Here is a 22386-nt window from a genome sequence, read left to right as displayed (position 1 = left end):
AGCCGGGCCCACGGCCCACGGCCCACCAGCACCACACACCAATGAAGGCGCCGACGCCAATGGCATCCCCGGCAAAGTCTCGCTCAGCCGACTGGGCGAGCGGACCGACTTGTTCTTGGTCGTCGCCTGACGACCACCGCCCCGCCACGCCCGCTCACCCGCTCGCCCCCCGTTCGGCCCCGCACCGTCTCCGAGTCCCTCGCAACCGTCGTATGGCGAGGTCCGCGGAGCGGTGCAAATATTGGACTCGTGTCTGTTGGACGGCACATCTCGGCGGGCGGACCGGGACAAGGTACTCACGCGGCGTCGTTCACCACGCGCGGGCTCTGCGGATGCTCCTCCCTCACGGAAACCTGACTGACAGCCGGCGGCAGGGTGTTCCGGACTCGCCGGGAGGGACGGGACCGGCCCTTCATTCTCGCGAGGAGGGATGGTCATGGCCAAGCGTCTGGTCGTCTGCTGCGACGGAACGTGGAACTTCGCCGACCAGCCGAGCAAGACCAACGTCACCAAGGTCGCTCTGTCCGTACGCCCGGGGTCCGCTGCCGGGAAGGACCAGCGTGTCTACTACCACAGGGGCGTCGGTACCCACCGGTGGGAGCGCCTGCGCGGCGGCGCGTTCGGCGTGGGCCTGTCCCGGAACGTCATCGACGCCTACCGCTTCCTCGTCGAGACGTACGAGCCCGACGACGAGCTGTTCCTCTTCGGTTTCAGCCGGGGCGCGTTCACGGCCCGCAGCCTTGCGGGCCTGGTGCGCAACTGCGGCATCCTGCGCCGGGACCACGCCGACCGGGTCAAGGAGGCGTGGGCCCTCTACCGCGACCGGATCGAGAAGCCGAGCGGCGCGGCCTCCACGTTGTTCCGCCGCTCGTACGCGCACGAGACAGAGATCCGCTTCATCGGCGTATGGGACACGGTGGGTGCCCTGGGCATCCCGGTTCCGGGTCCCGGGTGGCTCGAGCCGGTCGTGAACCGGTTCAACCGCCGCTGGGCGTTCCACGACACCCAGCTGAGCAGCTGGGTCATGGGGGCCTTCCATGCGCTGGCCATCGACGAACAACGCTCGGCGTTCCGGCCAACGCTGTGGCACCAGCAGGCCGGCGCCGCCGCGCAGGGCCAGGAGCTGAAGCAGGTGTGGTTCGCCGGGTCGCACTGCGATGTCGGTGGTGGCCACAAGGAGACGGGGCTGTCCGACATCACCCTGCTGTGGATGGTCGACCAGGCCCGCAGATACGGGCTGGAGTTCGACCCCGAGGCGCTCAGCGCGGCCGGGCCGAGTGAGATGAAGCCGGACGAGAGCATCGACTTCCGTGTGCGGCCGGACGCCCTGGGCAAGCTGCACCCCTCGCGGACGGCACTGTACCGACTGGCCAAGCCGCTGCACCGGCCCCTCGGACAGGCGGCGGACGACGAGGGCCGGCTCGACGGGAGCGAGTTCCTGGCCGTGCCGGCCAAAGAACGCTACGACGGGGACGCGGGCTACCGGCCGCCCGAGCTCGAGCGGTATCTCGCCGGTCAGGAACGGGTCCGAATGGAGCCGGTGCTGCTGCCGGGCCTCGACGCGGGCCTGCCCGTGGCGTCCGGCTCGTCGGGCCGGTCCGGCCCGGGGACGACGGTCGGTGCGCCGGACAGACTCGACCGGGCCACGTGACACTGCGATCCCGAAGAGCCTGGCCAAAACCTGACTGTACGTGGGCGTGGGTACCCGACAATTTTCGAGGGCGCCATGCCACTCGTGAGCCGTCCGAGATGGCAGCTCCCCCTCCCCGGAATGAGTAGTCACCACCCCAGGCCACAGCGCCCAGTCTCCGGCCGGCCCCGCTTCGGAGCTGTCCGCTTGGCCACGAGACTGCGCCAAAGGCTTCGGTGACCCATGCGCGCCGATCGCGGGTTTCCGCCAGGTCCAACCGGTCCAAAGCCGGCCAGGCCCCGAAGTCGCGGCCTCAGGGCCACATCGGCTGCGTGTGCCGGCGGCACTCGGCACACGCAGCCGATCGGTCAGAAGGTCAGCTTCCAGCTGTCGATGTAGCCCGTGTCCTGCGAGGCGACGTCCTGCACGCGCAACTGCCAGGCTCCGTTCGCCGTCTCGGCGGACGTATCGACGGTGTATGCGGTGATGACGTTGTCCGCGGAGTCCGAGCTGCTGGAGTTCTTCAGCCGGTAGGCCGTGCCGTCCGGCGCCAGCAGGTCGACGACCAGGTCACCGCGCCAGGTGTGCTTGATGTCCACCCCGACCCGGAGCGCCGTCGGCGCGTTTCCCGTGCGGCCGGAGACGGTGAGGGCCGAGGTCACCGCAGCCGCGTTGTCCGGGATGGCGACGTCGGTGGTGTTCTCGTACGACTCGCCGGGCGGCAGCGGCTCCGTCGTACCCAGCGTCCAGATCGCGTGGGCGAGAGCGTCGCTGTTGCGGTCGAGCGCGGTGTCGCTGATGTTCGTGCTCGTGTCACAGGAGGAGTGGTAGCACCGGTCGAACGTCTGGCCGGAGGTACCGCCCCATTTGGCGGCCTGCGCCGCCGTCTTCGTACGGCTGGCGCCGGTGAACAGGCCGCCGACCGGTATGCCGACGTTCTTGAAGGACGCGTGATCGGAGCGGCCGTCGCCCTCCGTCTCTGTCTCGGTCGGTATGCCGATGCCCGCGTACCAGTCCTTGAAGACCTTCTCGATCGCCGGATCGTCGTCGTAGACGAAGTAACCCGGGTTCGGGGAGCCGACCATGTCGAGGTTGATGTACCCCGAAACTCTGGCGCGGTCGTCGGCCGTCAGGTTGTTCACGTAGTACCTGCTGCCGACCAGTCCCAGTTCCTCGGCGCCCCACCAGGCGAACCGCAGGTGCTTCGTGGGCTGGAGCTGGGCGCGGGAGACGGCGAGGGCCGTCTCGAGTACGGCCGCGGAGCCGGATGCGTTGTCGTTGATCCCGGCGCCGGAGGAGACCGAGTCGAGGTGCGCGCCGGCCATGAGGACCTGGTCCGGGTCCCCGCCGGGCCAGTCGGCGATCAGGTTGTACCCGGTGCTGCCGGAGGAGGTGAACTGCTGGACGCTGGTGGTGAATCCGGCCGCGTCGAGTTTGGCCTTCACGTAGTCGATCGAGGCCTTGTAGCCGGTACGGCCGTGAGCCCGGTTGCCGCCGTTGGCGGTGGCGATCGACTGGAACTGCGTGAGGTGCGCTTTGACGTTGCTGATCGGGATGTCGGGTGGCGCCAGGGTCCCGGCGTCGGCGGCAGCCGCCCGGGGCCGGTCCGGCGTGGCCGAGGAGGCGGGCGAGGCGGCGAGCAGACCCGCCGCGGCCACGAGGGCCACGGCGGCCGTACATCTGGAGGTGGTCCTGGGCAGGCTGGATCTCGGATGCGTCATGTGGGGAGCCGCACTTTCTCGTCGATGTGGGGAGTCGAGCGATGCCTGGATCGGTGGTGCCAGAGCTGTGCGGGTGCTGTGTGCGCCTGATGTTCAGTCAGTTGTTGACATCCCGTCAAGGGTTATATCCGGTCACGGCCGTCCGTTCAGCGGACACCTGGACCGGAAGGCAGTCCTGGTCGTCGTCGGCCGGAGTGGGGCCTGCCGTCGGTCTCCCGGATGGTTCGGCGACGCCGCGCAGCGGGCACGGCCCCTTTCTCCCTCCCTTGAGCGACGATTCCCCAGCGCATCGCCCTGTGGTAGGCCACGTCGGGCCGACCCTGCCGAGCGCGGACAAGTGCTGCACCGGGCGCACGAGACCTTCACCGAGGCCGGCACGGTGCCGCGGACGTCCCGCACGGCCGCGCTGTGGGCCGGTGGCGTCCATCAGTTGGCGGGCCAGGATGCGCAGATCCTCATCGTGTGCGGACGGCTCCACCAGGCGCGCGTCGTCTTCCAGCTGCAGTTGCCGGCGAACTTCGCGTGCGCGTCAGCGAGCAGGCCACCTGGTCGGGGCGGCGCAGCAGCCGCCCGACGCGGACTACGAGATCGAGCGGGGCGGCCCCGTGCGTGTGCTCGGGGCCGGCTCGTGGCATCAGTACGGCGTCACCATGCCTGCTGGTCGGTCACTTCACCTGGGCGAGCCAGACCGCGTCGGGGCCGGCCGGGAACCGCAGCTGGCCGGTCCTGTCGTGCACGGCTCGCCACACCGTCTCGGCGACGTCGCTCTCCTTGGTGAACACGTCCTGTGCCATGAAGCCGTCCATGGTCTTCTTCGCGAAGGCCGCGTAGGGCGTCGGGACCAGCTCGTCCGGCGAGGCGCCGTTCGTCGCCCTGGCCCCGAAGTTCGTCGTCAGGCAGGCGCCCGGCTCAACCGTCTTCGCCTGCACACCGAAGGGTGCGAGCTCGAGCGCGAGGGATGCGGTGAACCCCTCGACGGCCATCTTGCTCGCCTTGTAGATGGCCGAGAGCGGCATGTGGCCCAGCACCACGCTGGAGGTCACGTTGACCACCACGCCGGAGCCGCGCTCGCGGAACTGGGGCAGCACCGCCTGGGTCGTCGCCATCACGCCGAACGTGTTGGTCTCGAAAACCTCCCGCACGTGCGTCATGGGGGTGCCCTCGAACACGCTGATCGACGGGACGCCCGCGTTGTTGACCAGGACGTCGATGGGCCCGGCCGCCTCGAACGCGGCGGCGATGCTCTCGGGCTCGGTCACGTCGAGCTCGACGACGCGGAGCCGGTCCGACTCGGGAAGGACGCCCGGACGCGGGGTGCGCATCGTGGCGATGACGTTCCACCCCTGCGAGTGGAAGTGGAGGGCGGTCTCCCGCCCGTATCCGGAGGAACTGCCAGTGATCAGAACTGTCTTCATGCTGTGACCTTTGCGATGTGGTGGGATCCGCGGATGGACAGGCATTTTCCTGCTCCACGGGAGAACCGGTGATCCCATTGAATCGCTCTGGCCTGCGGAAACAGTAGAACTATCCTCGCTTCCCCTTGCACGATCCTCCTGCATGGCCAGCCCGCTCAGGGCAGGATGCCCACGGGGGTGCGTACGGTTTTCCGCAGGCGGGCCGCGTCCAGGCTCGGGGGCGCGCCGAACTGGCGACGGTACTCCCTGCTGAACTGCGACAGGTTGTCGTAGCCGACGCGCCGGCCGACCCCGGTGACGTCGCCCGGGTGGGTGGCGAGCAGCAGGCGGGCCTCCTGCAGCCGGATCTGCTTCTGGAACTGGATGGGGCTCATCGCGGTCACCGCCTGGAAGTTGCGGTAGAACGCGGAGACACTCATGCCGGACATCCGCGCCACGTCCTCCACCCGGAAGGGCTCCGCATAGTTCTCGCGGATCCAGCGCACGGCCCGGGACACATGGCTCAGGCCACTGTCGGCCAGGCCGAGTTGGCGAACCGTCGCCCCCTGCTCGCCGGTGATCAGGCGCCACAGGATCTCGCGTTTGACCAGCGGTGCCAGTACGGCCAGGTCGCGGGGTTCGTCGAGTAGGCGCAGCAGCCGGACCACCGCATCGAGCAGCGCGGCTGAAGCGTCGCTGACGGCGATCCCCGACGGAACGCCTCCGCCGCCACGGGGGATGTCTCCGGGCCCGGCCTGCAACAGCAACTCGGCGACGGCGGACGGTTCCAGCGTGAGACCGAAGCCGAGGGCCGGATGCCCGGGTTCGACCTGAGTGAACTGCCCCGTGACGGGCAGGTCGACGGATGCGACCAGGTACTGCCCGGGGCCGTACTCGTAGACCCGGTCGCCCAGCGCGAGGCGTTTGGCGCCCTGGGCGATGACCGCGAGCACCGTCCCGGACATGGAGGGCGCCGGCGGATCCGTCCGGTCGACCTTCGAGATGAGTACGCCGTCGATGGCGGTGGTCCAGTCGGGACGGGCATGCCGGGCCAGCAGCGTGCGGAGCTCTTCGAGGCACATGCGTCCATTGCAGCACCGTTCCGCGCCATCGCTCCCGCACCCGCGAGGATCGTGCAAGGGCGAGCGAGCATCGTTCTAACGTTTCCGCAGGTCAGCTCGGTTGAATGGAGTCACCTCACTCCCTCACCGAGAAGAAGGAAGCCATGATCGCCAACTACGGCTTCAACGCCACCCTGACCGCCAAGCCGCATATGGGCGACCGGCTGGTCGACCTGCTGCTGACCGGCCTGCACGAGGGCAGCCCCGGCGCGAGCGAACACTGCGTCGTCTACCTCGTCTCCCGTTCCGCGTCCGACCCCGACGTCGTCCACGTCACCGAGGGCTGGACCAGCGAGAAGGACCACCACCGCATCTTCGCGGGCGAGGCAGCCCAGACCATCGTGGCCCGGATCGACGAGCTGCTGGCCAAGGAGCCCGAGTACACCGACTACGTCCCGGTACGCGGCAAGGCCGACTTCTGAGCCCCGGCCGGCCGCTGCAGAAGCGGCCTGCATTTCTCTCCTGACCGTCCGGCACCATCCCACGAAAGGCAACGCCATGACCACGGCACGACCCGCCATCGACCCCGAACTGCGTGAACTCCTGGCCGACATGCCCCTCATGTCCCGGCTCAACGCGGAAGTCCTCGCGCAACTGCGTCAATTCCCCTCGCCCCCCATCGAGTCCCTCCTCGCACACCGGCAGATCGACCAGCGCGAGATCACCGTGCCCGCCAAGGACGGTGCCCAGATCCCCCTGTCGGTCTTCAGCCCCGCGCACACCGATCGCACCACCCCCGCCGCACCCTGCATCTACTGGATCCACGGCGGCGGGATGGTCATGGGCGACCGCTTCTCGCAGCTCGACATCCCGCTGGAGTGGCTCGACCAGTTCGGCGCGGTCGTGGTCACCGTGGACTACCGACTCGCCCCCGAGGCCACCGGCACCACCCTGGTCGACGACTGCTACCAGGGACTGCTCTGGGTCGCCGGACACGCCACCGAACTGGGTGTCGACCCCAGCCGGATCGTCGTCGCGGGCGCCAGCGCGGGCGGCGGCCTCGCCGCCGGTGTCACCCTGCTGGCCCGCGATCTCGGCGCCCCGGCGATCGCCGCGCAGGTGCTGGTCTGCCCCATGCTCGACCACCGCAACACCACCACCTCCAGCCGCCAGTACTCCGGCGCGCCCGGCGTCTGGACCGGCGAGATGAACGAGTTCGGATGGCGCGCCGTCCTCGGCGACCTCACCGAAGAGGAGATACCCGCGTACGTCTCACCTGCGCTGGCCGACGACCTCTCGGGCCTGCCGACCACCTACATCGACACCGGCTCCGCCGAGGTCTTCCGCGACGAGGACACCGACTACGCCACCCGCATCTGGGCAGCCGGCGGCCAAGCCGAACTCCACGTCTGGGCAGGCGGCTTCCACGGCTTCGACGCCCTGTTCCCACAGGCACACATCTCAGCCACAGCCCGCCGCACCCGCACCGACTGGCTCGCCCGCCTCCTGTTCCCGACCTCCACCGCACCACGCCACCACGCCTCCACGACCTGATGATGAAGTGGGCCTGCCGGCAGCAGGCTCCAGGACCAGGACGCGCAACGTCCATCCGGTCCGACAGCACAACACCACCCGTGGTCGGCCGACTTTTGCATCGTCCGGCGGCGCCCCGTCTCTGCCTCACAAGAGCGGGTGCGCGGGCTCGAAGGCTGCCCGGCTGGGGGCACAGTCTTTCCCTGGGGCATGACCGCAACGCGGACACCACCGGGCCGGCGGCCGCACCAGCACGCCAAATTGCCGCATACGGCACGAGCGCGAGCAGCGGCCTCGGCACTCCGGTACTCCGGGCTCCTCAGCGGTGCTGTCCGTTCTCGCGAACAGAGCCACCCGCCGGTATCAAGGGATGCCGAGCCGACGGGAACCTGCCAGACCAGCGGCAGGCGCATGGAGACCATGCCCGACGCCTCGACGATGTCGATCGCCGCCACGTGTTCCATCAGGTCCTCGGCTCTGCCGATCTCTTCGGGTTCCGACTCCCGTCCCACCTCACTCCCCCGAACGTGCCGATAGGCGGCGGCTGCCCGTGGAGCGGGAGGGGACGACGAGATTCTGCACGGCGTGCTCACGGCACCAGTGCACAACCCCTCGGCCGGCTCGGGCGTCAGACTGATTCGCGGGATCAACCCCCAAGGCACTTCCGACGTCGACGGACAGCCGCCAACCCGATTTCCACGCCGCAAGGCGTCCCGGCAGGGATACGTGGAGTGTTTCCGAACTTGAAATGTCAGGAGAGGCAGCAGCCGTGGACCGACGGGAAGGGCGAGGGCTCCGTCGTGCCGGATCGCGTGCTCTGCCGAAACCCCTGGCGGCCTGGCTCAGTACGCGGCAGAGATCCGGGTGCGCAGATGTGCGCTGCTCTCGAGTTCGTCCACGAAAGCGGCCGCGTAGTCCTCGGCGCTGATGCGGCTGTGGCCCTCGGCGTCGCTCAGCAGCTGGTCGCCACCGATGCGGAAGTTGCCGGTCCGTTCGCCCGGGGCGATCTCGGCCGGCGGGGACACGTAGGTCCAGTCGAGATCGCCGACCGTGCGGTAGAAGGCGAGGACGTCGCGGTGCGCGAGGGCTTCGCCGAGGAGGTCGGCGGGGAAGTCGGGCTGGTCCACCAGCGCCTCGCCGGGCGCCACCTCCAGACTGCCCGCACCGCCGACCACGACGAGCCGCGAGACATTGGCGGTGCGCACGGCGTCGACCACAGCTCGGTTCAGGGCGAGGAAAGGCTCCCTCGGGTCGCTGCCGTCGCGCGGCGGTACCAGGGCGGAGGCGACCGCGTCGTGTCCGGCGGCGAGGGCGGCGACCCGGGGTGTGTCCGCCGCGTCCGCGGCGGTCGAAGCCACGCCCGGGACAGGAGCCTCACCGGAGCGGCTGACGCACGTCACCTGGTGGCCTCGGGCGACGGCCTCGGCGGCGATACGGCTGCCGACCATGCCGGTGGCGCCCAGCAACACGATCTTCATGTCCGGCTCCTCTTGTACGCGCCGAGGTCCCGGCGGAAGCCCGGCTTCTCGTAGCAGGCCTTGGTCCGGTCCGTGTCGGAGACGGGCAGCACGACGACTTCGGGCTTCAGGTCCAAGGGGTTGCGTCCTTGCATCGAACTGTGGAGCTGTCCGTACCGTGTCCGTCCACCGCTCAAACCGACGCGGGACATTCGGCGGATGGGCCCGGCGGCCCTGGTCCATTCGGACACCCTTCGCCACGGCGTCGAGCCAGTCGCCGGGCCCGGACCATCACCGATCTACCACGACAGCTGCCCGCCATGGCGATGACTGTCCGGGGCGCGGCGGGCGTTCCCTCGATGTCCGTCCAGTCCAAGATGTACCCGGAGGCGGAACGAGAGAAGGGCGGAATCACTATGCGAATCGCCGTTGCCGGCGCGACCGGGAACATCGGGACCCTCACCGTCGCCGCCCTGGAGCGGGCAGCACACGACGTCGTTCGCATCAGCCGCTCGCTCGGCGTGGACCTGACCACCGGCGACGGCCTCGACGCCGCCCTGACGGGCGTCGAGGCCGTCGTCGATGCCACCAGCTACACGGGGGCGGACCGGGACGCGGCAGTGGCGTACTTCGGCACCGCCACCCAGAACCTGCTCGCTGCCGAGAAGCGGGCAGGGGTCCGTCATCATGTGCTGCTCTCGATCGTTGGGGTCGATCGTGTTGCAGGCAACGCGCACTACGCCGGCAAGCGGGAGCAGGAGCGCCTCGTGACCGAGGGCCCGGTGCCGTGGACAATCGTTCCGGCCACCCAGTTCCACGACTTCGCCGCGACGGTGACGGGCTGGACCGAGCAGGACGGCGTCGCCACGATCCCACCGCTGCTCGTACAGCCGATCGCGCCCGAGGACGTGGCCGATGTTCTCGCCGAGATCGCCACGGGCACGCCGCAGGGGCGTTACCGCGACGTCGCCGGCCCGGATCTGCAGGACCTGGTGGACATGGCCCGGCGTACCAACGACGCGCGCGGCCACGCGGTCAAGCTCGTGCCGACGTGGTCGTCGGTGCTCGGCCCGGAGATGGCCGGTGACGTATTGCTGCCCGGCGAGGGCGCCCGCATCGCGCCGACCACCTTCGACGAATGGCTCGCAAGGCAGTGACAGGGCCGCCGGGGAGGTCCCGCTACCGCCCCGGGTGGGCCGGACTGAGTCGCTGCAGCCGATCGGGACAACAGTGTCCGGCCGCAGCCTTGAGTTGACGTGCAGCACGCTGTTGATCCGCAACTCGCAGCGCGCGCCGGCCACGGCGCCGGGGAACATCGACACACCCGTCGCCACGAAGACCTCGTCTTCGACAGCTGCTCCATTGATATGCGCGTGCGGGCCGATCAGCACCGCGTCTCCCAGGAGTACCGGGTACTTCGCCCGGCCACGGACCAACGCGTTCTCCATAACCACCACGCCCGCACCCGTTCGCACTTCTCCGCCCTCGGCAGTGAGCACAGCACCGTGCAGGACGCGCGCCCGTTCGCCCAACACGACCGCCCCGCAGAGAACGGCCGATGGAGTACACAAGCTCGGCCGTTCACTGCCGAGAAGGTGACGTCGTCAAGCGCTTGGCACGGGCTCGCGCCGCCTCAGCGGCATGGCGTGCCTGCCGTGCAGCGCGGCCTGCCCGGGCGGCTCGGTTGCGTGCGTCGTCCCAGGCCACCGCCCCCGGACGCTCGCCGACCAACTCACCGCTCCTCCAGGCCAGCACCCAGTTAGGGGTGGTCGTGGGGTCCGCCGGTGTGGGCGAGGGCGCTGGGGGTTCGGCAGCCGACGATCGCCGGGGCCTGTCGGACGAGCGTGTCGTCGGTGAGCGCTTCCACCATGAACAGCGCGAAGTCCACCCGGCGTGTCAGGTTGCTGGCCAGTACCGGGTCGCCCACGTGCCGGCTCCAGACGGGCAGGCCCTGGCTCTCGCCCTCCTCCAGGGTGCTGCCGCGCACCACGGTCCACCGGCTGTCGCTGGCGAACACCCGTCGGCACGCCTCCACCTGGTCGTCGATCTCGACGGCGCGGACGAGCTTGCCCAGCACGGCGGCGATCCGCACGCCCATGGTGAACATCCGCGAGTACTTGTCCTTTCCGTCGCGCGTGATGTGCCAGCCGCAGGAGAAGACCAGGCGCGCGCCCGGCCGTGCGTGGTCGAGCACTGCCTGCGCCGTGCCCGACGCGTACTGCTGCACGCCCCAGGGCACCAGCACCGTCAATACCCCGTCGCACCCGGCGACCGCCCGCCGGATCACCTCCGGGTCGTTCGTGGGTCCGGGGACGACGGTCATGCGGCCTTCGAACGCGGCCAGCTTCGGCACGCTGCGCTCCCGGCACACGCCGACCACCTCGTAGCCGCGTTCCAACGCGTGCCCGACCATGTACTGCCCGAGCTTTCCCGAAGCCCCGACGATGCAGACCTTCTTCACACGATCCGTGCCCATGGCGCAGCCCCTTCGCCGGCATGCTGACCTTATGCTGTAAGGCAAGCTAGCCTTATACTGTAAGGCAGTCAATAGGAGCGAAAAGGAGGGGCGGATGCACGAGGGAGGCAAGGGCCGGCGCGGGGCGTCGGCGCGCACCCCGCTCAGTCGCGAGCGCGTGATTCGTACGGCGGTGGCGGTGGCCGACGAGAAAGGATCGGCCGCGCTCACCATGCGGGCCATTGCCGAACCGCTCGGAGTCGAGGCGATGTCGCTCTACCACCACGTCGCGGGCAGGGAGGACATCCTCGACGGCATGGTGGACGCGGTGTTCGGCGAGATCGACCTTCCGCCGCGCGACACCGACTGGAAAAGTGCCATGCGGCACCGCGCCCTCTCCGCCCGTGCCGCCCTCCGGCGCCATCCGTGGGCCATCGGCCTGATGGACTCCCGCTCCCAGCCCGGCCCCGCGACCCTGCGCCACCACGACGCCGTCATCGGAGCGTTGCGTGCCGGAGGATTCTCCGTCCCGATGACCGCGCACGCCGTCTCACTGATCGACAGCTATCTGTACGGCTTCGTACTCCAGGAGCTCAGCCTGCCGTTCAAAGGCGCGACGGAACTGGACGAGGTCGCCGGCGCCATCCTGCGCGAGATGCCCGCCGACGCCTACCCCCACCTCACCGAACTGGCCACCGAGCACGTCCTCAAGCCCGGCTACGACTACGCCGACGAGTTCACCTTCGGCCTCACCCTCATCCTCGACGCCCTCCACCCGGACGAGACCGCGAGCGCCTGATGCCGTGACCGCACAGGTTCGCCGGGTCGGTGGTCGTGGCGGTTGGATGTGAGGTGACGTCCGATCCGACCGCGGGAGGCGCGGTGGCCGGGCCTGCCCGAAAGCGGGATCGTCACGCATTCCTGGACCGGCCCACAAGGCCTTCACTGAGAGTGGCGGGCGGCCCTGCTTCATCCAGCCGCGGGACAGCGGTGTTGGTGGCTGCGCGGACACCGAAGGCATCCCTCAAGCAGACACGGTCCGCCGAGACCTCAGCCGGGAGGGGAGCCTCTTCGGCACCTCCGCGGCCGCCAACACTGCCCCAGTGACTACTCGTTGGAGCTCGTGGTACGAGCCCGCCCTACGGTGACCTCTCATACGACCCGAGTCGTCGACCCCCGGTCAAGACCGCGGGGCATGCTGCACTACGGCGTGGACGAACTGCTGGAGATGTGGAAACCACGCGGGGCAGCCGTCGTCTGATCACGGTCTCACCACTGGTCGGCCGCATAGGGCTGGAGCCAGAGGGCGGTCTGCAGCGTCACCGACTTGAACCATGCCTGGTGCATGCGTTCCACTGCCTCGTCGGCGTGCCCCTTGTTCGCCAGGAACTGGCGCATCGTGGCGGTGATCGGGTAGATGAACGCCACCATGTAGCGCAGGGGGACATAGGGCACGGAGTCCACCGCGTCGGCTTGGTTCTTCTTGTCCTTCGTGTGGCGCAGGCCGATCTCGTGGGCGTAGGAGAGCCAGTTCTCGTCGTGGGGGCGGCGGCAGGTGTCCAGGATCCACTGGCCGAACCGTCCGCGGACCCGCGTCAGGTAGTCGTTCAGGACCGTGCCGTCCGGGGTGGCGAAGTAAGCGACGAGGTGGGGGTGCGAGGCGACGAATCCGTACCAGACGTCCAGGACGTCCTCGACCTGGTCCTCCAGCACGTCACCCGCCATGCGCAGCGCCTGCTCGTCCTCGGCGGTGAACAGGACACTCGCCTCCAGCTTGGCCAGGTCGTCCCTGGTGACAGGGCTGGGCGGGGTCGAGCCGTAGGTGTAGCCGGCCGGGGTCTGCGTGCTCATAAGCCCTCTCCTCATCCATGGTCACCACCATTGAAGGCGACATAACGACTGAAAGCAGACAACGGACACCGTCGCGTGTCGGGCCGTGGGCGCATTCCCGCCAGGTTGCGAAACGGCCGCGGTGGTCTTTGCGCGCTCGTCGGCCGGCGTCTACCGACCACCAGCCATGGGTTGTCGCGGTACCGCGCCACCGTGCTCTGAAGCCTGGCCGCGAACTCGACCGCCGGGCCGAAGCCCAGCTTCGTGATCCAGCCGAAGTCCAGTGAGTACCACAGGTCGTGACACTTGCGGTCGGCAGCGTGTCGGATCATCGCCGGGTCGCGTCGCACAGCTCGACCAGGCGCCGGGCGCACGAGGCGTTGGCAACCTCGACGCCGCTGCCGCCGTGATATCAGGGTGGCCCGTCAACCGCTGTGTCAGCAGCGACGCCACTGGCGCGGTACGGCAGCTGATTCCGGTGCTGGTGGTGTCGGGCACCGGATCACAGCGACGAGGAGCGTGGCGACGATCCCGCCCGCCACCACGAACATCGCGGTGCTGATTCCGTCTGCGGCCGCGATGCGCAGGCGATCGCCGGTGAGGTCCTCGAGCCCCGCGGTCGCTACAAGGACGAGGAGGGCGAGGCCGACTGCGGCACCGACGCCGGAGCCGGTGGAGGCGATGCCTGAGGCGATGCCTTGTTCTCGGTCTGCCACTCCGGTCGCGGCCGCGATGAACATGGTGGTGAACACCACGCCGTCACCGATGCTGAGCGCAATAAGTCCTGGGATCAGTTCGGCGTACGAGCCGTCCGGCGAGATCGCAACGCCGAGCAGCACAGCGCCGAGCGCGCCGAAGGCAAGAGCAGCCGCCAGCGTGATTCTGAGCCCGAACCGGGTGACGAACTGGCCGGCCGCCGTCGAGCCTGCCACCACGATCGCTGTGGGGATCAGGAATCCGGCGCCGGTTTGCAGGGCGTCGTAGCCGAGGATCTGTTGAAAGTAGATCGACAGGAAGTAGAGCACAGACCCGAAGGTCGCCATGAACATGAACGCTGTGACGACGCCCGTGATGAGGTTTGTGTTCGACAGCAGCCGCGGGGGCATCAGCGGGTCGGAGCTGCGCCGCTCGATTACTGCGAACGCTCCGATCAACAGCAGGCCGGCCACGGCGCTGATCAGAATGCCCGGCGAAAGCCAACCCACCTCGGGTCCTTGAACCAAAGCAAATACGATCAAGGTGACGCCCAGAGTGACACTCAGCGCGCCAGGCAGATCAAACGTGCGGCCCTTCTCACGTTCACCGTCGGGCGGGATCAGTACGAACGCAAGCAGCAGTGCCGGACCCGCCAAGACGACATTGACCAAGAAGACAGCTTCCCAGCCGAAAGCCTGGGTCAGTAGTCCGCCGAGCAGTACGCCGATCACAAGTCCGGCCGCGCCTGCACCGCCCCAGATGCCCAAAGCGCGGTTGCGCGCCTGACCTTCAGGAAACGTGGTGTTGATGAGCGCCAGCGTGGTGGGGAAGACCAAGGCCCCACCGAGACCTTGAAAAGCGCGTGCGGCGAGCAACATGCCCGGCCCGGTGGCAAGTCCGCCCGCCAGTGACGCTCCGGCATACAGAGCAAGTCCGGTCGCCAGGATCCTGCGCCGCCCGAGCAGGTCCGCAGCGCGACCGCCGAACAGCAGGAAGCCGGCCGAGGCCACCGCGTAAGCGCTGATCACCGACTGAAGCGTTTGCGCCGAGTAGCCCAGATCGCGTGCGATGTCAGGCAGCGCCACCACAACGATGTACTGGTCCAGTGAGACGATCAGCATCGCGAACGACAGCAGCGCCAGTGCCGCGGTCTCACGGTTCCAGCCAAGACTGCCAGGCGCTGATGAGGCTTCCCCAGATCGCAAGTCACCACTCCTGGTCGGCCGGGCAAGTCCGTTGCTACCCCGGCCTCGGACATCCTGCCGAGCAGGACAGCCGGCACCGCTGGAAACGCCCCGAGCACGGAGCACCGACACCAAGACCGTAAGGACCGCGAGCCCCCAACTGGCGCAACAACACCCACGTTGGGCCAAACGGGCCACGCCTGATCTTGGTTCGTGGCGCGTGGAGTTCTGACGGACGAGCAGTGGGCGGTGCTGGAACCGTCGTTGCCGAAGGGTCTGAAGCTCGGTCGGCCGCCGACAAGGACGAGACGCCAGCTGATCGAAGGCATACGATTTCTTACTGGGAAGCGACATCGTGTGCCTGACCGTCGAGGATCACGGTGTCGTCAAAGCCGCCGGTTGCCCGGGCGCGGGTCCTCGTCGGAGCGGTTGTGCCGACACTCATGACTCCTCTCGGGAACTTCCTGGGTCCTCTGGGCGGGTCCATCTGTTGCTGCCTGCACATCCAGGCTGCCCCCGCCACTGTCTACTTGCTCCTGAAGAAGCCGGGGTGGTCACTGCGTTGACCTGTGGGGAGAGCTGGCGCGGGCTGTCGGTGGCCGCGACAATGGAGGCGGGTGACGTCTGAAGGAGATCTCACGCACCTGCGCAGGCGCACCGGCCAGACGCTGGGCGAGATCGACCGGCTCACCGGTGAGATCGCCACCGTGGCCCGCGCGACCTTGCGGAACGTTGCCGCGGTGGAGCACAACGCCCGTCGTGCGCTGGGCAAACAGCCCTCGGGTCGGCTGACGCACCTGGTTGGCGAGCCGGCCGAGACCGTGGCGGGCACGTGCCGGCTGCTGGAGCAGACCGCTGTGCGGCTGAAGGGGGATCTACGCGATTCCCGACCGGCTGGTGTCGTGAGCCGACCCCGATGCCCAGCCCATCCGCAGGGACAAGCCCCAGCACCCCACCCAGTTCGGCTGCAACACCGCCCTGGTCGCCGAGGACGAAGGCGGTTGCATCCCTCCCCTACACCGCCGCCGCGCCCCCGCCCGGCGCCGGCCGCGCGCTCCGGGCGGCCTGCTCAGGCTGCGCCGGCGGCACGGCCTGAAGGTGCTGGACGCCCTCGGCGGCGGTGTAGGAGGAGGCGAAGGTGAACGCGCGCGGAGACGGCCCGTGCACCCGCAGGTCCGCCAGCCGCTCCAGGGCCTCGCCGACGGTCGGGAGGTGACCGGCGGGGACCCACCAGAGCACCAGGTGCGCCTCGACATGCCGCTCGAACCATTCACGGCGTCGTCGCATCACCTCCAGGTGCCCGCTGCGGTAGGTGAAGTCCCACAGGGCCTCCTGGGTCTCCCACACCGTCAGGTTGACGATGACGTCCTCACCCGCCGGGCGCAGGCCGGTGGCATCGGCCGCCCCCTCCTCCATGAGCCGCCACACGAAGCCGGGCGCGCCGTCGGCAGCGGCGTTGACCGGGTCGAGCATCTCGACGAACGGCGCCATGCGCGGGTCGTCGAGGGGGTGGCGGAGCGTGGCGACGTTGAGCTGGGCGAGGTGGGCGGCATGCGGGGATGCGGTCATGGCCACATCCCAGCACGGCCCGATTTCTATGTCAATCACGATTGTTTTTAGAAGCCTCGACCACCACGCAGCACTCCCCCGGCCGGGCGTCCATGCGGGCGCGGACGGGACCGTCCGTGCCGAGCAGCCCTTCCAGCAGCGCGAGATTCATGCCGCAGACGAGCGGCGGGAAGCGTTCGGCGACGGCGTGGAAGGGGCAGTTGCGCATACGGACGACGCGCGCGGCTGCCCCGGTCGTCCCTTCGGCGCCTTCCAGGTGCGGTTCGTAGCCGCGGGCGGCCAGCATCTCCATGGCCTCTTCGAGGCCGCCGCAGGGCGCCGCCGAGCCGCGCAGGGCCTCGCCCCGGCGGCGCGCGGCCGCGCAGAGCCCGGCGTCCAGCCCGGCCTGCTCGGCGGCCTCGGCGAGCAGCTCGGCGGCGGTGCGGTAGTCGCGGGCGGGCAGCGACACCGCCCGCTCGGCCCGCGCCCGCGTGTACACCTTGGCGGGACGGCCCGCCCCCGGTCCCGAGCGGCCCGTCAGGCGGCGGCTACTGCTCTCCAGCAGCCCGACCTCGGCCAGCTTGTCCAGATGGTGCGCAGCGAGCGTGCGCGCCACCCCGGCTGCCTCGGCAGCCTCGTTGCGGCCGACCTCGCGGCCCTGCGCCGCCACGTACTCGTACAGGCGGCGGCGCACCGGATCCTGCAACGCCGCGATCGCGTCGATGTCCTTCACCCGGCCATTCTAGGAACAACACAGATTGGAGATAGAAGGACGGGACGTGCCTGAAATGTCTCCAGAGATCAAGGTCGGCGGCGGCGACGTTGGTGTCCTCGGCCACTGGACGACACCGGCCGGGGCCGACGGCGGGATTCGAACCCGCGTCTCCCTCTTGACAGGAGAAGTAGCCGCAGCCTGCGCACCTGGACGCGTCCACCGTAGCCGTGTGCTGGAACGCAGGCACGTGAATTTCCCCGGCAGCCCGTGGCGACGTCGTACAGGGCACCTGGTCACTGTTACGGAACAGCCCGCCGACCAACACCGCCTTCACCGACGACCACCTCGGACACACCCTCCGCCGGGGCTTGCGCCACATCCAGCAACGCCCCGACCTCATCGACGGCTGTCTTGCCGGCACTCACCCGCCACCCGACAACAATCCGAAGAGGTCAGTAACTGGCTTCCGGTTCGGCGTACGCGAAGTCGTACGGGGCCCAGTCGGTGACCCGGCGGTACCCGAGGCGCTGATAGAGGGCGTTGCTGGTGGGGTTGCCCGCGTCCGTGAACAGCACGACCTCCGTGGCGCCCGCGGCGAGCGCGGCCCGGCTCACCTCGGCGGTCACGGCGGCCGCGTAGCCGCGGCCACGAAGGTGGGCCGGGGTGTAGACGGGATCCACCCGGACCATCCCGGCGACCATCGGGGTCACACCCGCCATGGAGACGGGGGTGCCGTCCGGGATCTCCCAGAAGGTGTAGCGCTTCTCGGCGAAGCGGGTGCCGGCCCAGGAGTCGGCGTCGATGGTGACGGCCTCCCCGAGGTCCGCGGCGAGTTCACGGCACCAGCGCATGAGGTGCTCGTGGTCCTGCTTGCCCACGCTCCGGCCGTGGCCCTCCGGGTGCGGTTCGGGCGGGGTGAGCGTGCCGAGGCGGTACAGGTGCATCCGGACGCGGAGCGTGGGCGTCGCGCCGGTGTGCCGTTGCCAGGCCTCGGCGAATGCGGTGGCGGTGTCGTGGTCCGCGGTGACGCCGGAGAGGGTGTGGCCGAGGACGGTCAGTCGGGCGGCGAGGGCGTCGGCCCGCTCGGGGGAGAGCGGGGTGAGGGTGAGGCGGCGGGTCGGAGGGCGGTAGAAGATCGCCTGGGCCTCGCCGTCCGACTCCAGTCGGCCGAAGAGGACGGTTCCGGGGTCGAACGCGCCCGGGCGGGTCCGCCATTTCTCCATCACGGTGAGCGGGGTGTTGTGCAGGACGGGGCGCGAGCGGAGGAAGTCTCCGGCCCGGGCGAGGAAGTCGTCGATGTCTTCGGTGAGGTGCCAAGCATCCGGGCGCATGCTTCATGATCTCGCATGCACTCGACTCCGAGGAGCCGATACCCGAAGATGAGGCGTCGTCATACCTCGGTCGTCATACCTCGGTCGTCATACCTCGGTCGTCATACCTCGGTCGCGCAGCCAACTATGGTCGGCTACCCAGGATTGTCCTTGTCCAGTGGCTGGTGTTGGGACTCTTGCAGGTCAGACGCCGGGTCATCACGGTGATGAGCGCCCAGTTCAGGTGGTGGGCTTCGGAGTGCTGGGGCAACCGTTCACAGTCGGTGCGTTTCGGCGGGCGTTCACGCACCAGCCGATCGTGCGCTCGTCTTTCCAGCGGCGGGGCAGGACGACGAAGTGAGGGGCCCGAATTTTCCGGACAGGGACCCAATAGGGTTGTGAGAAATACGCATACGGCGTCGAGTTCATGTGCGGCCGATTCGGCGTATCCAGATCCGGCTACTACGACTGGCGATTTCGCGATGACCCGGTGCCGGGTCCGCCTCGCCGGGCCAGACCCCACTGGTCGTGTGTGGCCTTCGTGATCGACCCCGCCCACCGCGAGGAGGACTGCCCGGTCACCACCCTCTTGCGCTCCGCCCACGCATCGCCGTCGTGATCCAGCCCGGCCGTGCAGCGTGCCTTCAGGTCGCGGGAGGCGAGCGAGCAGGTCGCGGGAGGCGAGCGAACCGAGGTGGTCGCCGACCGAGCGGAGCACCTGCTCGTCGTCGGCGGTCAGGTGCTTGAGCCCGTCACGGACCGCCGCCCCGGACGGGCCGGGCACCACGAACGGCGCCGCCACCTCCCGCAGCACGCATTCGACAGGCGAACCAACGTTCCCTGAAAGGACTCTTCCGCCGCCGGCCACCCACTCATGCACACCAGAACACACTCGTGCACCGACGTACGACAGCAGCGCACAACCCCCGGGCGTGTCACCTGTCACAGTAGGGCGGCGACTCCGTGAACCCGAGGGGCGCCGACGCCTGAGCAGCAACGCGTGATGCTTCTGTGCCGTATGCCACATCAGTCATCTTGCGATGAGGCGTAGTGGCGCCCAGAAGTGCAGGCCGCGACGGTACTCCGATGCCTCCGAGAGGATCCGGCCGAGGCAGTGTGTGATGTAGCCCACTCCAGAGAAATCGACTTATCGACTTAGATTCCTTCAACGCGCATGAGGTTACAAGCGCGTTAACCGGAGAGTCGCCGAAGGCGCGTGCGCCCTGGAGAGGAGTCGCTGTGGCGAGCATCCCCCCACAGCCTGGTGAGCGCGCGCAATTGCGTGTGATCCATCAGTCCATCCCGCGCCAGTACCGGGTCGTGCACGGCCACCGCTGGGCGTTCCGCATGGTCGGCGAGGGCCCGGCCGTGCTGCTGATCCATGGCATCGGTGACTCGTCCGACACATGGGCCGATCTGATTCCCGCGTTGGCTCGCCACTACACGGTGATCGCTCCCGACCTGCTGGGCCACGGATCCTCCGACAAGCCCCGCGGCGACTATTCGGTGCCCGCCTACGCCAACGGGATGCGGGACCTGCTGGGGGTGCTGGACATCGACAAGGTGACACTCGTCGGGCACTCACTGGGCGGCGGGGTGGCCATGCAGTTCGCCTATCAGTTCCCCGAGCGCACCGAACGGCTGGCACTGGTGAGTACCGGTGGGGTGGGCCGCGGCGTCACCCCAGCGTTGCGCGCGGCCTCGCTGCCCGGAGCCCATCTGGCCCTGTCCTGGCTGCGGCTTCCGACGGTGCGGACGCAGACCGCCCTGGCGATCCGGCTGCTGAAACTGCTCGATACCGGACTGGGCCAGGACGCCCCGGATCTGCTGCGGCTGGTGGATGCGCTGCCCGACGCCGCCTCGCGTGATGCGTTCCTCCGCACGCTGCGCGCAGTGGTCGACTGGCGCGGCCAGGTGGTGACCATGCTCGACCGCTGCTATCTGACTGCCGGTATGCCGACCCTGCTGGTCTGGGGCTCGCGCGACCAGGTGGTGCCTGCCCGGCACGCCGGGACGGCGCACGCGGCAATGCCCGGCAGCCGCCTGGAGGTTTTCGAGGGCGCGGGCCACTTCCCGTTCCACGCCGATCCGCAGCGGTTCCTGGCCGTGCTGGAGGACTTCATCGCCACGACGGAGCCGGTCACCCGGAGCGCGGAGGAATGGCGGGAGCTGCTGCGCTCGGGCGGCCCTGATGCGGGGGTGCCCACACCCCCGAGCACGGCGGTCGCCGCGACCAGGCACGAAGGTCAGGCCGCCGCGAGGCCGAGGATCAACCGTATCCCGGTCCAGCGCAGGGGCGCTCCCTGACAGCTCCGGCTTCCACCAGCGGAAAGAGTCGTGCGCTGGGTCATGTTGCCGTCGGCGTTGCAGGTCCCGGGGTGGGTACGGGGCGGACACCCGGGTGGGCGTCGCGCTGCACGGGCTCGGGCTTCCGCACCTGGATCACGGCAGGCTGCTGGGCGCCTTGTCCGGCGGTGAGCGGTCCCGCCCGGCACTGGCCGCCACGCCGGCGTCGGCACCTGAGCTGCTGCTCCTGGACGAGCCGACGAACGACTTGGACACGACCGCCGGATGCGGGCCCGGTTCACCGGCTCGCGCCTCGAGCTGCGCGACGGCCGCATCGCCACGCGTCAGGCAGCGGCCTGCCCCCCTGTTGCGGGCCAGGTACTCCCGAAGCTGCGCTGCTTGTCGCTTCGGCGTCGCTTCGGAAGCGCACAACCGGCCGCACCCTGGCCAATGGGAAGCAGATCCCATGGCCCTGGCGCACCTTCTCCCACGGCGTCATCCAGGCCCACGACACCCTGAGCTGCGCTGATCCCACAGCTGCCGTGCCCGTCTTCCTCTGCCCAGACACCGGGAACCCAACAACTGGTGCAAGCCGCTTGATCACCAAGTGCTGCCCAAAGCCGTCGGCAAACGTTGCCCGGTCCCGTCTGCCCAACCACGTGACGCCGTGCTGTGGCGCGGCTGCCAACCGGTTCCGTCCGCCCTAGCATGGAGCCTAGGGCAGGAAGGAGAAGCCACCGCGTGCACGTCGTGCTGCGCATGCGGTACGTCACCGGGCGGCTGTCACCCGCGCCCTCGCCACTTCCGTTCGAGCCGACCGTTCCCGTGCCGAACACCGCCCGCCCGAAGGCGCGGAAATCCCGGAAGGGCATGGGCGCCACGGAAGACCGGAAGGGCAAGACCGATGCCTCCCACACATCCACCCGACTTCGAGCACGCCATCCACACCGCCAACATCTGGCTGAAAGCGGTGTCCGAAGCCCTGGGAACCGAGGACCGCCACCTCGCCCACCGGGTGCTGCGCACCTGGCTGCACACGCTCCGCGACCGGGTCACCATCGACGTGGCCGCCCACTTCGCCGCGCAGCTCCCCGACCTGCTGCGGGGCGCCTACTACGACGGCTGGGACCCCAGCACCGTACCGATCAAGTACGACCGCGAAGGCTACGTGAACCGCTTCGTCCAGGAAGCGAAGGTCACTGCCGAAGAAGTGCCCCGGATCGTTCCCGCGGTCACCGCCGTCGTACGCGACCACGTCTCGCCCGGGCAACTGGAGGCGGCAATGGAGCAACTTCCGCACGACATCCGCGCACTCCTCCTTCAGCCGACTGCCTGACCGAGCGCTACGCACGAGCCAGGTACCAGCATGGCGACGCCCCGGCACGGAGCGGGCCAGGACCTGACGGACACTCAGGGTGACAACTTCCTTGCGTCGCTCAGTCATCGGGCGCAGGTCGTTGACCGGCACGAAGTCAACGACCTGCACTCCGGGACGGGGAGCCTCCGGTCGATGAACCGACGTGTGGCACCTCAGCGGCGTGACGACAAGTGGCCTACAGCCTGATC

Annotated in this window: 17 protein-coding genes and 4 pseudogenes; 9 read left to right on the top strand and 12 right to left on the bottom strand. The window is 69.2% G+C overall.

Features of this window, described 5'->3' with window-relative positions; genetic code table 11:
• Window positions 1-436 precede the first annotated feature (436 nt).
• The gene (locus StrepF001_RS11255; RefSeq protein ID WP_129798127.1) at window positions 437-1651 is read left to right on the top strand and encodes a DUF2235 domain-containing protein; all 1215 of its coding nucleotides are present in this window, start codon (window positions 437-439) and stop codon (window positions 1649-1651) included.
• Window positions 1652-1998: 347 nt separating this feature from the next.
• Here the strand turns inward: StrepF001_RS11255 and StrepF001_RS11250 are convergent, their stop codons facing one another.
• The 3 genes from StrepF001_RS11250 to StrepF001_RS11235 form a co-directional block, all read right to left on the bottom strand.
• Window positions 1999-3351, bottom strand: coding sequence for a M28 family peptidase (locus StrepF001_RS11250; protein ID WP_129798126.1), 1353 nt, complete (start codon window positions 3349-3351; stop codon window positions 1999-2001).
• A gap of 665 nt (window positions 3352-4016) precedes the next feature.
• A complete protein-coding gene (locus tag StrepF001_RS11240; RefSeq protein ID WP_129798124.1) occupies window positions 4017-4766 on the bottom strand; it encodes an SDR family oxidoreductase in 750 nt (249 codons plus the stop codon).
• A gap of 155 nt (window positions 4767-4921) precedes the next feature.
• Window positions 4922-5827, bottom strand: coding sequence for an AraC family transcriptional regulator (locus StrepF001_RS11235; RefSeq protein WP_129798123.1), 906 nt, complete (start codon window positions 5825-5827; stop codon window positions 4922-4924).
• 143 nt (window positions 5828-5970) lie between these two features.
• Here StrepF001_RS11235 and StrepF001_RS11230 point away from each other — a divergent pair, with 143 nt between their 5' ends.
• Both StrepF001_RS11230 and StrepF001_RS11225 read left to right on the top strand, forming a co-directional pair.
• On the top strand, window positions 5971-6288 hold the full coding sequence (locus StrepF001_RS11230) for an antibiotic biosynthesis monooxygenase (RefSeq protein WP_129798433.1): 318 nt from the start codon (window positions 5971-5973) through the stop codon (window positions 6286-6288).
• Between the two features lie 76 nt (window positions 6289-6364).
• On the top strand, window positions 6365-7360 hold the full coding sequence (locus StrepF001_RS11225) for an alpha/beta hydrolase (RefSeq protein WP_129798122.1): 996 nt from the start codon (window positions 6365-6367) through the stop codon (window positions 7358-7360).
• Window positions 7361-8181: 821 nt separating this feature from the next.
• On the opposite strand, the gene StrepF001_RS11220 is transcribed toward StrepF001_RS11225, so the two are convergent.
• Window positions 8182-8817 (bottom strand): NAD(P)H-binding protein, encoded by a 636-nt coding sequence (locus tag StrepF001_RS11220; RefSeq protein ID WP_129798121.1) that lies wholly within the window; start codon window positions 8815-8817, stop codon window positions 8182-8184.
• 26 nt (window positions 8818-8843) lie between these two features.
• A pseudogene (locus StrepF001_RS11215) lies at window positions 8844-8933 on the bottom strand (glyoxalase); the annotation flags it as partial.
• A gap of 183 nt (window positions 8934-9116) precedes the next feature.
• Between StrepF001_RS11215 and StrepF001_RS11210 the strand changes: the two are divergent.
• Window positions 9117-9953 carry an NAD(P)H-binding protein gene (locus StrepF001_RS11210; protein ID WP_240797384.1) on the top strand — a complete coding sequence of 279 codons (837 nt, stop codon included), beginning with the start codon at window positions 9117-9119 and terminating at the stop codon, window positions 9951-9953.
• Between the two features lie 602 nt (window positions 9954-10555).
• On the opposite strand, the gene StrepF001_RS11200 is transcribed toward StrepF001_RS11210, so the two are convergent.
• Window positions 10556-11272, bottom strand: a complete 717-nt coding sequence (locus StrepF001_RS11200) for an NAD(P)H-binding protein (protein WP_129798120.1) — start codon at window positions 11270-11272, stop codon at window positions 10556-10558.
• Window positions 11273-11366: 94 nt separating this feature from the next.
• On the opposite strand from StrepF001_RS11200, the gene StrepF001_RS11195 reads away from it, so the two are divergent.
• Window positions 11367-12050, top strand: a complete 684-nt coding sequence (locus tag StrepF001_RS11195; RefSeq protein ID WP_206306816.1) for a TetR/AcrR family transcriptional regulator — start codon at window positions 11367-11369, stop codon at window positions 12048-12050.
• A gap of 470 nt (window positions 12051-12520) precedes the next feature.
• On the opposite strand, the gene StrepF001_RS11185 is transcribed toward StrepF001_RS11195, so the two are convergent.
• Together StrepF001_RS11185 and StrepF001_RS11180 are read right to left on the bottom strand one after the other, a co-directional pair.
• Window positions 12521-13102 (bottom strand): protoglobin domain-containing protein, encoded by a 582-nt coding sequence (locus StrepF001_RS11185; protein ID WP_129798119.1) that lies wholly within the window; start codon window positions 13100-13102, stop codon window positions 12521-12523.
• Window positions 13103-13518: 416 nt separating this feature from the next.
• On the bottom strand, window positions 13519-14982 hold the full coding sequence (locus StrepF001_RS11180) for an MFS transporter (protein ID WP_240797383.1): 1464 nt from the start codon (window positions 14980-14982) through the stop codon (window positions 13519-13521).
• Window positions 14983-15582: 600 nt separating this feature from the next.
• Here StrepF001_RS11180 and StrepF001_RS11170 point away from each other — a divergent pair.
• Window positions 15583-15969 (top strand): annotated as a pseudogene (locus StrepF001_RS11170) (ISNCY family transposase); the annotation flags it as partial.
• Window positions 15970-15975: 6 nt separating this feature from the next.
• On the opposite strand, the gene StrepF001_RS11165 reads toward StrepF001_RS11170, so the two are convergent.
• The 4 genes and pseudogenes from StrepF001_RS11165 to StrepF001_RS47495 form a co-directional block, all read right to left on the bottom strand.
• Window positions 15976-16530, bottom strand: coding sequence for a DUF3291 domain-containing protein (locus StrepF001_RS11165; RefSeq protein ID WP_129798118.1), 555 nt, complete (start codon window positions 16528-16530; stop codon window positions 15976-15978).
• A 31-nt stretch (window positions 16531-16561) separates the two neighbouring features.
• The gene (locus StrepF001_RS11160) at window positions 16562-17242 is read right to left on the bottom strand and encodes a helix-turn-helix domain-containing protein (protein WP_129798117.1); all 681 of its coding nucleotides are present in this window, start codon (window positions 17240-17242) and stop codon (window positions 16562-16564) included.
• 434 nt (window positions 17243-17676) lie between these two features.
• Entirely contained in the window at window positions 17677-18555 is an 879-nt protein-coding gene (locus tag StrepF001_RS11155) for a GNAT family N-acetyltransferase (RefSeq protein ID WP_129798116.1), read from the bottom strand.
• A 480-nt stretch (window positions 18556-19035) separates the two neighbouring features.
• Window positions 19036-19348: pseudogene (locus StrepF001_RS47495) on the bottom strand (IS200/IS605 family accessory protein TnpB-related protein); the annotation flags it as partial.
• 464 nt (window positions 19349-19812) lie between these two features.
• Between StrepF001_RS47495 and StrepF001_RS11140 the strand changes: the two are divergent.
• From StrepF001_RS11140 to StrepF001_RS11130, 3 genes and pseudogenes are all read left to right on the top strand, one after another.
• The gene (locus tag StrepF001_RS11140; RefSeq protein ID WP_240797468.1) at window positions 19813-20841 is read left to right on the top strand and encodes an alpha/beta fold hydrolase; all 1029 of its coding nucleotides are present in this window, start codon (window positions 19813-19815) and stop codon (window positions 20839-20841) included.
• Window positions 20726-21094 (top strand): annotated as a pseudogene (locus StrepF001_RS49460) (ATP-binding cassette domain-containing protein); the annotation flags it as partial. The gene StrepF001_RS11140 and the pseudogene StrepF001_RS49460, both read left to right, overlap by 116 nt.
• Before the next feature lie 630 nt (window positions 21095-21724).
• Window positions 21725-22156, top strand: coding sequence for a DUF2267 domain-containing protein (locus StrepF001_RS11130; RefSeq protein WP_129798114.1), 432 nt, complete (start codon window positions 21725-21727; stop codon window positions 22154-22156).
• Window positions 22157-22386: the final 230 nt, after the last annotated feature.

The organism is Streptomyces sp. F001 (genome assembly GCF_004187715.1).
Taxonomy (GTDB): Bacteria; Actinomycetota; Actinomycetes; order Streptomycetales; family Streptomycetaceae; genus Streptomyces; species Streptomyces flavusporus.
Note: the sequence above shows the minus strand (reverse complement) of the source record. Positions and strands in the feature narration are given on the sequence as shown.

What these genes read in the sequence shown, in the direction of transcription:
- StrepF001_RS11255 (WP_129798127.1), top strand. Translation starts at nt 437, where the DNA reads ATGGCCAAGCGTCTGGTCGTCTGCTGCGACGGAACGTGGAACTTCGCC.
- StrepF001_RS11250 (WP_129798126.1), bottom strand. Translation starts at nt 3,351, where the DNA reads ATGACGCATCCGAGATCCAGCCTGCCCAGGACCACCTCCAGATGTACG.
- StrepF001_RS11240 (WP_129798124.1), bottom strand. Translation starts at nt 4,766, where the DNA reads ATGAAGACAGTTCTGATCACTGGCAGTTCCTCCGGATACGGGCGGGAG.
- StrepF001_RS11235 (WP_129798123.1), bottom strand. Translation starts at nt 5,827, where the DNA reads ATGTGCCTCGAAGAGCTCCGCACGCTGCTGGCCCGGCATGCCCGTCCC.
- StrepF001_RS11230 (WP_129798433.1), top strand. Translation starts at nt 5,971, where the DNA reads ATGATCGCCAACTACGGCTTCAACGCCACCCTGACCGCCAAGCCGCAT.
- StrepF001_RS11225 (WP_129798122.1), top strand. Translation starts at nt 6,365, where the DNA reads ATGACCACGGCACGACCCGCCATCGACCCCGAACTGCGTGAACTCCTG.
- StrepF001_RS11220 (WP_129798121.1), bottom strand. Translation starts at nt 8,817, where the DNA reads ATGAAGATCGTGTTGCTGGGCGCCACCGGCATGGTCGGCAGCCGTATC.
- StrepF001_RS11210 (WP_240797384.1), top strand. Translation starts at nt 9,117, where the DNA reads ATGGCGATGACTGTCCGGGGCGCGGCGGGCGTTCCCTCGATGTCCGTC.
- StrepF001_RS11200 (WP_129798120.1), bottom strand. Translation starts at nt 11,272, where the DNA reads ATGGGCACGGATCGTGTGAAGAAGGTCTGCATCGTCGGGGCTTCGGGA.
- StrepF001_RS11195 (WP_206306816.1), top strand. Translation starts at nt 11,367, where the DNA reads ATGCACGAGGGAGGCAAGGGCCGGCGCGGGGCGTCGGCGCGCACCCCG.
- StrepF001_RS11185 (WP_129798119.1), bottom strand. Translation starts at nt 13,102, where the DNA reads ATGAGCACGCAGACCCCGGCCGGCTACACCTACGGCTCGACCCCGCCC.
- StrepF001_RS11165 (WP_129798118.1), bottom strand. Translation starts at nt 16,530, where the DNA reads ATGACCGCATCCCCGCATGCCGCCCACCTCGCCCAGCTCAACGTCGCC.
- StrepF001_RS11155 (WP_129798116.1), bottom strand. Translation starts at nt 18,555, where the DNA reads ATGCGCCCGGATGCTTGGCACCTCACCGAAGACATCGACGACTTCCTC.
- StrepF001_RS11130 (WP_129798114.1), top strand. Translation starts at nt 21,725, where the DNA reads ATGCCTCCCACACATCCACCCGACTTCGAGCACGCCATCCACACCGCC.